Raw genomic sequence first — 12,859 nt, forward strand, 5'->3', positions numbered from 1 at the left:
CCCTAATGGGAACCCCTTCCGCGATCTTTCATAATAAAAAGTAATCGAAAAGGAGTGTGGATCATCCAATGAAAAAAAGCACGCTGCAGCGCAAGTTCAGCCTGAACTTTTTCAAACCCGTCGAGAGCTATTCCGATAATTGGTCGGTCCTCGAAGAAAAAAATAGAGAGTGGGAAAACGTCTACCGTCAACGGTGGTCCCACGATAAAGTCGTACGCACGACGCACGGCGTAAACTGCACCGGCTCCTGCAGCTGGAAAGTCTTCGTCAAGAACGGCATCATCACCTGGGAGAACCAGCAGATCGACTATCCGTCCTGCGGAGCCGACATGCCGGAATTCGAACCGCGCGGCTGTCCGCGGGGCGCGACGTTCTCCTGGTACGAATACAGTCCTCTGCGCGTGAAATATCCGTATATGCGGGGCAAACTCTGGCGGTTGTGGGAAGCGGCCCTGAACGAGCACGGCGACCCAATCGAAGCCTGGGCGAGCATCGTGGAGAATCCGGCCAAAGCCGACCAGTACAAGAAAGCGCGCGGCAAAGGCGGCCATATCCGCGTAGGCTGGGACGACGCGCTGCGTTTGATCGCGGCCCAGCTCATTTACACCATCCGCAAATACGGACCGGACCGCATCGCCGGCTTTACGCCGATCCCGGCCATGTCGATGGTCAGCTACGCTTCCGGCGCGCGCTTTATCTCGCTGCTGGGCGGACAAATGCTGAGCTTCTACGACTGGTACGCCGATCTTCCGCCGGCTTCGCCGCAGATCTGGGGCGAGCAGACGGACGTGCCGGAGTCTTCCGACTGGTACAACGCCGGCTACCTGATGATGTGGGGTTCCAACGTGCCGCTGACGCGGACGCCGGACGCCCACTTTATGACCGAAGTGCGTTACAAAGGCACCAAAGTCGTATCCGTCGCGCCTGACCTTGCCGAGAACGTCAAGTTCGCCGACAACTGGCTCGCGCCGCATCCAGGCACCGACGCCGCGGTTGCGCAGGCGATGACGCACGTCATCCTGGACGAGTTCTATCAGCAGCGCCGGGAACCGATGTTCCTCGATTATGCCAAGCAGTATACGGATATGCCGTTTATGATCCTGCTCGATCCGCACGAAGACGTATGGAAAGGCGGACGCTTCCTGCGTTCGAGCGATCTCGGCGCCGCCGACGAGCATTCCGACTGGAAACCGGTCATCTACGACGAAGCGGCGAACGAAATGCTCGTGCCGAACGGCACGCTCGGCCAGCGCTGGGAACAGGGCAAGAAATGGAACCTGATCCTGGAACGCGAAGACGGCACCAAAGTCGAACCGGCTTTGTCCGTGGAAGGCCAGGGCGAAGAATGGCTGGAGATCGCATTCCCGTTCTTCGACAACGGCGGCAACGGCACGTTCAAACGCGTTATTCCGGCCAAAAAGATCCAGTTGGCCGACGGTACCGTAAGATACGCCTCGACCGTTTACGATTTGATGATGAGCCAGTACGGCGTCGTCCGCACGGACAGCCCGTATAACGCCAAAGGCTACGACGACGCGGAATCGTTTTACACGCCGGCCTGGCAGGAGAAAGTCACCAGCGTCAAAGCTTCGGTCGTCACGCAGATCGCGCGCGAATTCGCGCAGAACTCGCTCGACACCGGCGGCCGCTCCATGATTATCATGGGCGCCGGCATCAACCACTGGTTCAACAGCGACACGATCTACCGTTCGATCCTGAACCTCGTCGTGCTGACGGCGTCGCAGGGCGTCAACGGCGGCGGCTGGGCGCACTATGTCGGCCAGGAGAAATGCCGTCCGATCGAAGGCTGGTCGACACTCGCGTTCGCCAAAGACTGGCAGGGACCGGCGCGGCTGCAAAACGCGACGTCGTTCTTCTACTTCGCGACCGAACAATGGCGCTATGAAGAAAGCGGCACCGATTCGCTGAAATCGCCGACCGGCGGCGACGTGACTTACCGCCATCCGGCGGACTACAACGTACTGGCCGCCCGTCTGGGCTGGCTGCCGTCGTATCCGCAGTTCAACAAGAACAGTCTGCTGTTCGCCGAAGAAGCGGGCCGCGAAGGCAAGAAAACGAACGAAGAGATCGTCAAGCGCGCGGTCGACGAAGTGCGCAGCGGCGAAACCCGCTTCGCCGTCGAAGATCCGGGCGCTCCCGAGAACTTCCCGCGTTCACTGTTTATCTGGCGTTCGAACCTGATCTCCAGTTCGGCCAAAGGCCAGGAATACTTCATGAAGCATCTGCTCGGCGCGTCCGACGCGCTGCTCGCCAAGCCGAACGAAGAACAGAAGCCGGAAGAGATCGTATGGCGCGAAGACGTCGAAGGCAAGCTCGACTTGATGGTCGCGCTCGATTTCCGGATGACGACGACTCCGCTGTTCGCGGATATCGTACTGCCCGCCGCGACCTGGTACGAGAAGACCGACCTGTCTTCGACCGATATGCACCCGTTCGTGCATCCGTTCAACCCTGCGGTCAACCCGCTGTGGGAATCGCGTTCGGACTGGGATATCTACCGCCGTTTGTCGGAAGTGTTCTCCGACATGGCGAAAGATTATCTGCCGGGCGTATACAAGGACCTGGTAACCGCGCCGCTCGGCCACGATTCCGTGGGCGAAATCTCCCAGCCGATGGGACTGGTCAAAGACTGGTCCAAAGGCGAGGTCGAAGCGGTTCCGGGCAAGACGATGCCGAACTTCAGCATCGTGGAGCGCGATTATACCAAGATTTTCGACAAATACACGTCGCTCGGCCCTAATCTTGCGATCGGCAAGACCGGCGCGCACGGCGTAAGCTTCTCCGTCGCCGAAGAATATGAAGAACTCAAGCAGCTCAACGGCGTGTACTACGACGAATCGATCAAGGACGGACTGCCGAAGCTCGATTCCGCCCGCCACGCGGCGGACGCGATCCTGCATCTGTCGTCGGCGACCAACGGCCGCGTCTCGCAGAAAGCCTACGAATCCGCCGAACACGATCACGGCGTCGAACTGAAAGACATCTCGGCCGACCGCGCCGCGGAACGCATCACGTTCCAGAGCATCACGTCGCAGCCGCGCGAAGTCATCCCGACGCCGGTATTCAGCGGCTCGAACAAGAAAGGCCGCCGCTACTCGCCGTTTACGACGAATATCGAACGTCTCGTTCCGTTCCGGACGCTGACGGGACGCCAGCATTTCTATCTCGACCACGAGATCTTTATGCAGTACGGCGAAGCGCTGCCGGTGTACAAGCCGACGCTGCCGCCGATGGTGTTCGGACCGCGCGACCGCGAAGTGAAAGGCGGCATGGATACGCTGGTGCTGCGCTACCTGACGCCGCACGGCAAATGGAATATTCACTCGACTTACCAGGATAATCAGCACATGCTGACGCTGTTCCGCGGCGGTCCCACGGTATGGATCAACAACGAAGACGCGCTGGCGCACGATATCAACGACAACGACTGGCTCGAAGTGTACAACCGCAACGGCGTCGTGACGGCTCGGGCTGTTGTCAGCCACCGGATGCCGCGGGGCACGATGTTTATGTACCACGCCCAGGACAAGCATATTCAAGTGCCGGGCTCCGAGATTACCGATACGCGCGGCGGCAGCCACAACGCGCCGACGCGGATTCACCTGAAGCCGACGCAGATGGTCGGCGGCTATGCACAGCTCAGCTACGGCTTCAACTACTACGGGCCGATCGGGAACCAACGCGACGTTTACGTGGCGGTCCGCAAGATGAAGGAGGTTAACTGGCTTGAAAATTAAAGCGCAAATCGCAATGGTCATGAACCTCGACAAATGTATCGGCTGTCATACGTGCAGCGTAACGTGCAAGACCACCTGGACCAACCGCAAAGGCGCGGAGTACATGTGGTTCAACAACGTCGAGACGAAGCCGGGCATCGGATATCCGAAGCGCTGGGAAGACCAGGAACTGTATAAAGGCGGCTGGCAGCTGCGCAAAGGCAAGCTGGAGCTGAAATCCGGCAACAAGCTGTCCAAGATCGCGCTCGGCAAGATTTTCTACAACCCGGACATGCCGGAAATGAAAGATTACTACGAGCCGTGGACGTACAACTACGAGAACTTGACCAACGCCAAAGATCAGGAGCATTCCCCGGTCGCCCGCGCTCATTCCGCGGTCACCGGCGAAAAAATGGATCTCGAATGGGGTCCGAACTGGGAGGACGATCTGGCCGGCGCGCACGTTACCGGCCCGCTCGACCCGAATATCCAGAAGATCGAGGAAGAGATCAAATTCAACTTCGAACAAGCGTTTATGATCTATCTGCCGCGGCTGTGCGAGCACTGTCTCAATCCGAGCTGCGTCGCGTCGTGCCCGTCGGGCGCGATGTACAAGCGCGAAGAAGACGGCATCGTGCTGGTCGACCAGGAAGCCTGCCGCGGCTGGCGCTACTGCATGACCGGCTGCCCGTACAAGAAAGTGTACTTCAACTGGCAGACCAACAAAGCCGAGAAATGCACGTTCTGTTTCCCACGGATCGAAGCCGGTCTTCCGACCGTCTGCTCCGAAACGTGCACGGGCCGTATCCGTTATCTCGGCGTGCTGCTCTACGACGCGGACCGCGTATACGAAGCGGCTTCCACGCCGGACGAGAAAGACCTGTATAAAGCGCAGTGCGATCTGTTTCTGGACCCGAACGATCCGGCGGTGATCGCGCAGGCCCGCAAAGACGGCATTTCCGAAGACTGGATCGAAGGCGCGCAGAACTCGCCGGTGTACAAACTGGCGATCGAGCACAAGCTGGCGTTCCCGCTGCATCCGGAATACCGGACGCTGCCGATGGTCTGGTACGTGCCGCCGCTCAGCCCGATCATGAACTATTTCGAAGGCCGCGACTCGATCGAGAACCCGGATATGATCTTCCCGGCGATCGAAGAAATGCGCACGCCGATCCAGTACCTGGCGAACATGCTCACGGCCGGCGATACCGTAACCGTCAAAGAAGCGCTTCAGCGCATGGCGATGATGCGTTCATACATGAGAGCCAAAACGACGGGTAAAGAATTCGACAACAGCCGCCTGGAGCGCGTCGGCCTGACGCCGCGCCAGACGGAAAGCATGTACCGTCTGCTTGCGATCGCCAAGTACGAAGACCGCTTCGTGATTCCGACCTCGCACCGCGAAGGTTATGTGAATCCGTACCGGGCCCAGGGTTCCGCGGGCTTCGGCGACATTCTGGGCAATATGGGAACCGACGGCGGCTGCGACGGCTGCGGACCGGCGACCATGATGGGCGCGGAGATGCCGGCCAAGACCGGGAAAGAAGCTTACGAAGAAAACTTCTACGGAGGGATCTGGCGTGATTGATATTGCGAAGCTCTACGATTACAAGAATTCTTTCGGGTTCTTCGCCAATCAGCTGCTGTACCCGGACAAGCTGAATTTTCATCCGCTGTTCCTGGAAGAATCGTTTACCGAAGATCATCCGGCGCTGAGCGACGTTCGGGCTTACTGGGCGGACATGCACGAGCGAAGCCTGGACGAGATTCGGGAGATGTACACCGAGACGTTCGATTTTCAAAAAGATTGCGCGCTCTACATGACGTACTTCAAATTCGAAGACGCCAAAGAACGCGGCCAGATGCTGCTGCGGCTGAAAATCCTGTATGAGATGTTCGGTCTGGAAATGCCGGAAGGCGAGCTGCCGGATTATCTGCCGCTGATGTGCGAATTCCTTTATGCCGCCGAATGGATGAAGGAACGCAAAGCCCCGGAGAATTTCCGCCTGCTCTTCGGCGTTTTCGAAGACGGCACGTATCATTTGCTTGCGGCGCTCGAGAAGATGAACAGTCCTTACCGTTATCTGGTGCAGGGACTGCGCCGGACTCTCAGAGCCTGCATAGAACAGGAGACCGTGAATCCATGACTATGTTCGATCAATTTCTATGGGTAATCTTCCCGTACGCCTGCATGATGGTTTTTGTCGTCGGGCATATCTTCCGCTATCGCACCGACCAGTTCAACTGGACGGCGAAATCGAGTGAATTTATCGAGAAAAAGCAGCTGATGTTCGGCAGCCTGCTGTTCCACCTCGGGATCATCCCAGTCGCGGGCGGCCACGTCGCCGGACTGCTGATTCCGAAATCGTGGATGACCGCGATGGGCGTCAGCGAGCACATCTACCATATCGGCGCCGTCTACATCGGGGGCGTGTTCGGGGCCATGACGCTGATCGGCATGTTCCTGCTGACCGCGCGCCGCTTTACGATCCGCAACGTGCGCCGTCTGAGCTCGGCTTCCGACCTGGTCGTCAACGTGCTGCTGCTGTTTATCGTATTTATGGGCATGTACGCCACGCTGTTTACGAACGCCGTGCGTCCCGACTTCGACTACCGCGAATCGATTTCCATCTGGTTCCGCGGATTGTTCATGCTTCGTCCGGACGCGTCTTTGATGCACAATGTGCCGCTTTCGTTCAAGATCCACGCGCTGACCGGTTTTGCGATCTTCGCATTCTGGCCGTTTACCCGTCTGGTTCACGTATGGAGCGTTCCGTTGAATTATGTGGGCAGAAGTTATATCCTTTATAGAAGACACAAATCCAATTAAGGGAGCGGGCGGTGCCCGCTTTTCCGCTTTCGCAAGGAGATGCGAACGATGATGAACAACAGCGCCAATTATCAACGGGAACTCGACGGGATACGCGAAACGTTCGGTTACGACTTCATCGCGCTGGCTCTTGTCGAGCCGGCCGAGCATCAGTACGTAATCAAGTGGAAATATGCCGCGGGCAACCGTAATGAACGTTTTCGCCGCATCGTCCTCAAGTCCGGCAAAGGCATTGCGGGCATCGTATTCAAGACCGGCAAGCCGGTCTTTATCCCTTCTGTCCGGGATTACGTAGGCGCTGACAGCCTGTTCAATTATCCGATCGTACAGTCCGAGAAGCTGGAAAGTCTGGGCGCGGTGCCGATCTGGAACGAAGCGCGGGTGGCGGGCGTGCTGCTGGGCGGATTCCGGCAGGAAGGCAGAATGACTCCCGAGCTGATGTACAGCTTGAACCGGGCGGCGCGGCAGGGAATGGGCGAGCTGGACGGCAGGGAAGTGATGCAGCGGTGAAGATGCCTTCGGAAATCAAGCAGCTTAATCCGCTGATGGTCAAGCTGTTCGAGAACAGCAAGGAAGCGATCTTTTTTTTCGATAAGGAAGGAAGAGCGCTGGCCATGAATCCCGCGGCCGAAGAGATTGTGACGGAAGACGTGCTGCTCAAGATGTACCAGGGGCGGGAAGACGCGCTGTGCGGCACCTGCCGCGGTTATACCAGCGATACGGAGCAGCGGACCTGCCTGGACTGCTATCTCCAGCTTCCCGAATCCGAAGAGCAGACGTCTTTTCAAGTCTATCTGGAGACCAAAGGCAAAGGCGTCGTGCCTTATGCCGGTTCTTTCCACACCGTCGATCCCGAGAACGGAACGCGTGTGTTCATGCTCCGCGACCTGACGCCGCAGCTGCGCGTTCAGGAGCGGCTGCACCGGAACAATATGATGAAGCATGTGATCGAAGCGCAGGAAAACGAACGCAAACGTTTGTCGCGCGAGCTGCACGACAGCGTGGCTCAGGAACTGATGAGCGCGGTGGTCGACCTTCGCGTGCTCAAATATATGACGGACGACGAAACGCTGCTCAAGAAAGTCAAGCAGACCGAAGCGTCGATGACCCGGCTGATGGACGATATCCGCAATTTGTCGGTGGAGCTGCGCCCGGCTTCGCTCGACGACTTCGGACTGGAAGCGGCTTTTCGTTCGCATTTTAAACGCATCGAGCAGAGCTACGGGCTGGTGGTCGAGTTCCAGTCGAACCTGGACCGCAAACGCTACGACAGCGATATCGAAACCGTGCTCTACCGGATCTGCCAGGAAGCTGTCCTCAATGCGTTGAAATACGCGCAGGTGGATGTTGTAAACGTGCGGCTGTACGAGGAGAAAGGCGCGATCCGGCTCGATGTCGAAGATGGCGGAGAAGGATTCGAACAGGGCTCCGATCCGATCGGAACCGGGCTTGGCCTGTACGGGATGCGCGAGCGGGCGGAACTGGCCGGCGGAACGCTGAGCGTCCATTCCGAGCCGGGCCAGGGAACGCGGGTACTGGTTCAAATCCCGGTGCCCTGCTTGCAGGAAGGAGAGTAAGAACGGATGAAAATTGTCATCGCGGACGACCATGCGATTGTCCGCAGCGGCTTCTCCATGATCCTGAATTTTCAGCCGGATATGGAAGTGATCGCCACCGCGGCCGACGGGATCGAAGCTTATGCGGCGGTCGCCAAGAACCGGCCGGATATTCTGGTCATGGATCTGAGCATGCCGCCGGGCGAGAGCGGACTGATCGCAACGGGCAAGATCAAAGAAGATTATCCCGATACGAAGATTCTGATCCTCACCATGCACGACGACGAGGAATATCTGTTTCACATTTTAAAAAGCGGCGCTTCCGGCTATGTGCTCAAAAACGCCCCGGACGAAGAACTGCTGCTGGCGATTCGGACCGTGCATGCGGGCGGCACGTATATTCATCCCAAAATGGCGACTTCGCTCGTACGCGAGTTCATCAAGAACGACAAATCGGCCGGCTCCGAAGATCCGTTCGAGCTGCTCTCGAAGCGCGAGCTGGAGATTCTGCCGCTGATCGCCAAAGGCTACGGCAACAAGGAAGTGGCGGAAAAGCTGTTTATCTCCGTCAAGACCGTCGAAGCGCACAAAGCCAAGATCATGGAAAAGCTGCAGCTTAAAAGCCGGCCGGAGCTGGTGGAATACGCGCTGCGCAAAAAGCTGCTGGAATTCTAGACGTCCGGCGCGCAAAGAGGCGGAGAAAGGAAGATCGCGATGGAACTGACATTCGACAAACCGGCGACGCGCTTGCTGGAGAACGAGCACCGGTATCTGGCTTACCTGGCCGAAGAATGGCACGAGCTGGTGCTTATGCTCGAAGAAGAAACCGATCTGCGCACCGCGCGTATCGTGATGTCGACGCTGCGCGAGAAGCTGGAACGGTTCAGCCTGCCGCTGAAGAAGCATACGGATAAGGAAGAAGCACACTTTTTCCCCGTACTCGGCGGTTATATCGGCTTCGAACAGGGGCCGCTCGTCGGTATCGAGGAAGAACACAGGGAAATCGAGGCGTATATCGGACACTTCCTGCACCATACGGAGGGAGATCCCGAAGAATTCTCGCTTGAAGCGATCCGCAAAGCGGCCCGGGATGCCGGCGAAGCGTTCGAGGTGCTGACCGTCAACCGCTTCAAGGAAGAAACGGTGCTGTTCCCGATGGCCGAAGAGCGGATTCTGCCCAAGCAGATGCGTAAATTGTACGAGAACATGAATACGATGATCGTGTAATAAAAGATTTGGCATCACCGGAAACGCAAACGTAAAACGACTGCGATCTCCGCCTTTGGCGGCAGAAACGGAGTCGTTTTTCATTTGTGACGATTGTGTGCGCTTTTGGCGGGGGAAGACCCTGCTTTTCAGGGTTTACCCTCTTCGGGAGAGGGGACTCCCCTATATGCCGGCGGTAGGGAAGACCGCTAAAATGAGGACAGTAGGCCGGTCTGGCGGGCGCAGGCGCAAAAAGTTCGTTCATCCTTAAGGGAAAGCGGACGAGCCGCGCTTGAATATGCGCCGCGGGCCGGACGAATAACTGTCGAAAAGGTGCGTGCCAATGATCAAAAAATTCCAGCTCCCGCTCCAAACCCTGAATCTGACCGTCGGGTTTATGGTCTGGGTCATCATTTCTTCCCTGATGCCCTTTATCAAAGAAGACATTGCCATTCCGGCCGACCGCCTGGCGATCGTAACGGCGATTCCGGTCGTGCTCGGTTCGGTCCTGCGCATTCCGCTCGGCTACTATGCCAACATTATCGGCGCGCGGCTCATTTTCCTGTTCAGCTTTGTGCTTCTGCTGTTTCCCGTGTATTATATCAGCGTAGCCCAATCCATGACGGCGCTGATTATCGGCGGACTGTTCCTGGGGGTCGGCGGAGCGGTATTCTCGGTCGGCGTGACGTCGCTGCCGAAGTACTATCCGGCGCAAAAGCACGGCTTTGTCAACGGGATGTACGGCATGGGCAATATCGGTACGGCGCTCAGTACGTTCGGCGCTCCGCTGATCGCGACCCAATTCGGCTGGCAGACCGCGGTTAAGTCGTATCTGATTCTGCTGGCCGTCTTTATCGTGTTGAACTTCCTGCTCGGCGACCGCCGCGAAGTCAAAGTGAAAACGCCGATCGTCGAACAAATCAAAGGCATCTACAAGAATCCGAAGCTGTGGATGGTTTCGCTGTTTTACTTCATTACCTTCGGTTCGTTCGTCGCGTTTACCGTGTACCTGCCGAACTTCCTGGTAACGAACTTCGGATTGGAAAAAGTGGACGCCGGCATGAGAACGGCCGGATTTATCGCCGTGGCGACTTTCTTCCGTCCGGTGGGCGGATGGCTCGCCGACCGCTTCAAGCCGCTGATCCTGCTGGGCGGCACGTTCGCCATCTATACGATCGCCGCGATTCTGCTGGCCTTCTCGCCGTCGCTTACGCCTTACACGATCGGCTGCCTGGCCATCGCATTCAGCGCGGGCCTCGGCAACGGCATTATTTTCAAACTGGTGCCGTTCTACTTCCAGCAGCAGGCGGGCATCGCCAATGGCATCGTATCCATGATGGGCGGCCTGGGCGGTTTCTTCCCGCCGATCATGCTGGCCGCGATCCACGGAGCGACCGGACAATATTCGATCGGCTTCATGCTGCTGTCGCAGGTGGCGCTAGCGAGCATGGTGCTGGTATTCTGGCTGTATTACCAGGATAAGATGCTGGCCGATTCGCTCGGACGGCAGACGGGTTCCCCGGCTCAATCGAAAATGATGAAGAAATAAATCAAGCAAGCAATAATCAAGCAAACGGCCGTCCGGGCAACCGGACGGCTTCGTATGCAAAAGGAGGAATCGAACCGTGCAACCATCGCCGGATACACCGCAAAGCGACCGTTATTCGCGCCAGGTTCTGTTCCGTCCGATCGGAAAAAGCGGGCAGATCGAGCTGGGATCGGCGTCCGTGGCCGTGATCGGCTGCGGCGCGCTCGGTTCGGCGATCGCCGAGACGCTGACGCGCGCGGGCGTGGGCGAGCTGCATCTGGTGGACCGCGACTATGTGGAATGGTCCAATTTGCAGCGCCAGCAGCTGTTTACGGAAAGCGACGCAAAAAGCATGACGCCGAAAGTCAAAGCGGCCGAGCGGCGTCTGCTGGAGATTCGTTCCGACTTGAAGCTGCATACGGTTCTGGACGATCTGGATGCGCCTCTGATGCGCGACCTTGCGTCGCGCTGCTCGCTTGTGATGGACGCGACCGACAATTTCGAAACGCGGCTGCTGATCAACGACGCCGCGCTGGAAGCGGGAATTCCCTGGATCTACGGCGCGTGCGTCGGCGCTTCGGGCACCGTGTTTCCGTTCGTGCCGGGCCGCTCGGCCTGCTTCCGCTGTCTGCTGCCGGCGCTGCCGTCGGCCAGCGACACCTGCGACACGGCCGGTATTATCGGCCCGGCGGTGCAGATGACCGCGGCTATCCAATGCGCGGAAGCGCTGAAATGGCTGAGCGGAAACCGCGAAGCGCTGCGAAGCAAAGTGCATCATTTCGATCTGTGGAGCGGAACCCAGATGGATATCGGGGTTTCGCGCATCCGCCGGGCGGATTGTCCGTCCTGCGGTCCGGTCCCGGTCTATCCCGCGCTGGTGCGCACCGCGCGCCCGGCTTACGCCGCGCTGTGCGGACGCGATACGGTGCAGGTGCTGCCCGATCCCGCGCGCCCGGTAACGCTGGACGATGCCGAGCGGATCGGCCGCCGGATGGGCGAAGACATCAAACGCACGCCGCATTTCGTACAATTCCACGCGCTCGGCGCGCGGTTTATCCTGTTCGGCAACGGTCGGCTGCTGATCCACGGCACGGGAAGCGTGGACGAAGGACGCAGGCTGCACCGGAAGCTGTTTGGGTAAAGATAAAGAGAAAGAGAACAGCGACGGATGAGACGAGGAGGCGGAAAGGATGAAAGAAAATGCTGCGGGCGCGCCGGAGATTCACGTATCGGAAGCCGCGCTGCGAGCGGAAGAAGACCAGGCGCCAATCGGGGTCGGCGCCAATATCCGGCTGGCCGTGCTGACGATCAGCGATACGCGCACCAAAGAAACGGACCGCAGCGGCCGCGCGATCCTGGAGCTGGCGGAAGAAGACGGGCTTGAGATCGCGGAATATGCGATCTGCGTGGACGATTCGGAAGCGATCTACTCCATCGTCGCGGGCTGGCTGCTGCGTCCCGAGATCGACGCCGTCGTCACGACCGGCGGCACCGGGATCGCCAAGCGCGACGTCACGCTCGAAGCCGTCCGGCCCTTGTTCGAGAAAGAGATCGCCGGCTTCGGCGAATTGTTCCGTTATCTGAGCTTTGCCGAGGATGTCGGCACCAAGGCCGTGCTCAGCCGCGCCGCCGCCGGTTCCGCCAAGGACAAAGCGCTGTTCGTCCTGCCGGGTTCCACCGGCGCCGTGACGCTGGCGATGAAACGCATCATCCTGCCGGAAATCCGGCATATCGTGCACGAGCTGACGAAGCATCTTTAAACCTGAATATTCATGCAAAAAAAGAGCGGCGCGAGAGTGAGCGTGCGAAGAAATGCAACAAATGTTGCATATCGGCATCATTTTCAAAGAAAACACTTTGAAGAGCAACAAATATTGCATATCCGCATCATTTTTTGTGTATTTCGACTTTTAGAGTGAAAAAAAGCCGAAAATGATGCAGGTTCGCAACATTATCGGCTGTATCGTCTCTTTTTCGATAAAAATGATGCATTTTTGCAATA

At 58.1% G+C, this 12,859-nt stretch carries 11 protein-coding genes; all 11 read left to right on the top strand.

Translation table 11 applies throughout. From position 1 onward, the window contains the following. The first annotated feature begins 83 nt into the window (after positions 1-83). The 11 genes from QWJ34_RS21450 (at position 84) to QWJ34_RS21500 (ending at position 12,617) form a co-directional block, all read left to right on the top strand. Entirely contained in the window at positions 84-3,758 is a 3,675-nt protein-coding gene (locus QWJ34_RS21450; RefSeq protein ID WP_302731162.1) for a nitrate reductase subunit alpha, read from the top strand. Next, on the top strand, positions 3,748-5,325 hold the full coding sequence (gene narH, locus QWJ34_RS21455; protein ID WP_302731026.1) for a nitrate reductase subunit beta: 1,578 nt from the start codon (positions 3,748-3,750) through the stop codon (positions 5,323-5,325). The genes QWJ34_RS21450 and narH overlap by 11 nt, the downstream gene beginning before the upstream one ends. Then, complete coding sequence (gene narJ / locus QWJ34_RS21460) at positions 5,318-5,884, top strand: nitrate reductase molybdenum cofactor assembly chaperone (protein WP_302731027.1); 567 nt, start codon at positions 5,318-5,320, stop codon at positions 5,882-5,884. The genes narH and narJ overlap by 8 nt, the downstream gene beginning before the upstream one ends. After that, entirely contained in the window at positions 5,881-6,567 is a 687-nt protein-coding gene (narI, locus tag QWJ34_RS21465) for a respiratory nitrate reductase subunit gamma (RefSeq protein ID WP_302731028.1), read from the top strand. The genes narJ and narI overlap by 4 nt, the downstream gene beginning before the upstream one ends. A gap of 51 nt (positions 6,568-6,618) precedes the next feature. After that, positions 6,619-7,077 carry a GAF domain-containing protein gene (locus tag QWJ34_RS21470; protein WP_302731164.1) on the top strand — a complete coding sequence of 153 codons (459 nt, stop codon included), beginning with the start codon at positions 6,619-6,621 and terminating at the stop codon, positions 7,075-7,077. Positions 7,078-7,079: 2 nt separating this feature from the next. Continuing rightward, entirely contained in the window at positions 7,080-8,144 is a 1,065-nt protein-coding gene (locus tag QWJ34_RS21475; protein ID WP_302731165.1) for a PAS domain-containing sensor histidine kinase, read from the top strand. 6 nt (positions 8,145-8,150) lie between these two features. Next, positions 8,151-8,798 carry a response regulator gene (locus tag QWJ34_RS21480; protein ID WP_302731029.1) on the top strand — a complete coding sequence of 216 codons (648 nt, stop codon included), beginning with the start codon at positions 8,151-8,153 and terminating at the stop codon, positions 8,796-8,798. A 39-nt stretch (positions 8,799-8,837) separates the two neighbouring features. Next, positions 8,838-9,350 carry a hemerythrin domain-containing protein gene (locus QWJ34_RS21485; RefSeq protein WP_302731030.1) on the top strand — a complete coding sequence of 171 codons (513 nt, stop codon included), beginning with the start codon at positions 8,838-8,840 and terminating at the stop codon, positions 9,348-9,350. Positions 9,351-9,672: 322 nt separating this feature from the next. Further along, a complete protein-coding gene (locus tag QWJ34_RS21490; protein ID WP_302731031.1) occupies positions 9,673-10,878 on the top strand; it encodes a nitrate/nitrite transporter in 1,206 nt (401 codons plus the stop codon). 76 nt (positions 10,879-10,954) lie between these two features. Then, the gene (locus QWJ34_RS21495; RefSeq protein ID WP_302731032.1) at positions 10,955-11,998 is read left to right on the top strand and encodes a ThiF family adenylyltransferase; all 1,044 of its coding nucleotides are present in this window, start codon (positions 10,955-10,957) and stop codon (positions 11,996-11,998) included. Positions 11,999-12,047: 49 nt separating this feature from the next. Further along, positions 12,048-12,617 (top strand): MogA/MoaB family molybdenum cofactor biosynthesis protein, encoded by a 570-nt coding sequence (locus tag QWJ34_RS21500; RefSeq protein WP_302731034.1) that lies wholly within the window; start codon positions 12,048-12,050, stop codon positions 12,615-12,617. Positions 12,618-12,859: the final 242 nt, after the last annotated feature.

The sequence above is a fragment of the Saccharibacillus sp. CPCC 101409 genome (genome assembly GCF_030518235.1).
Taxonomy (GTDB): domain Bacteria; phylum Bacillota; class Bacilli; order Paenibacillales; family Paenibacillaceae; genus Saccharibacillus.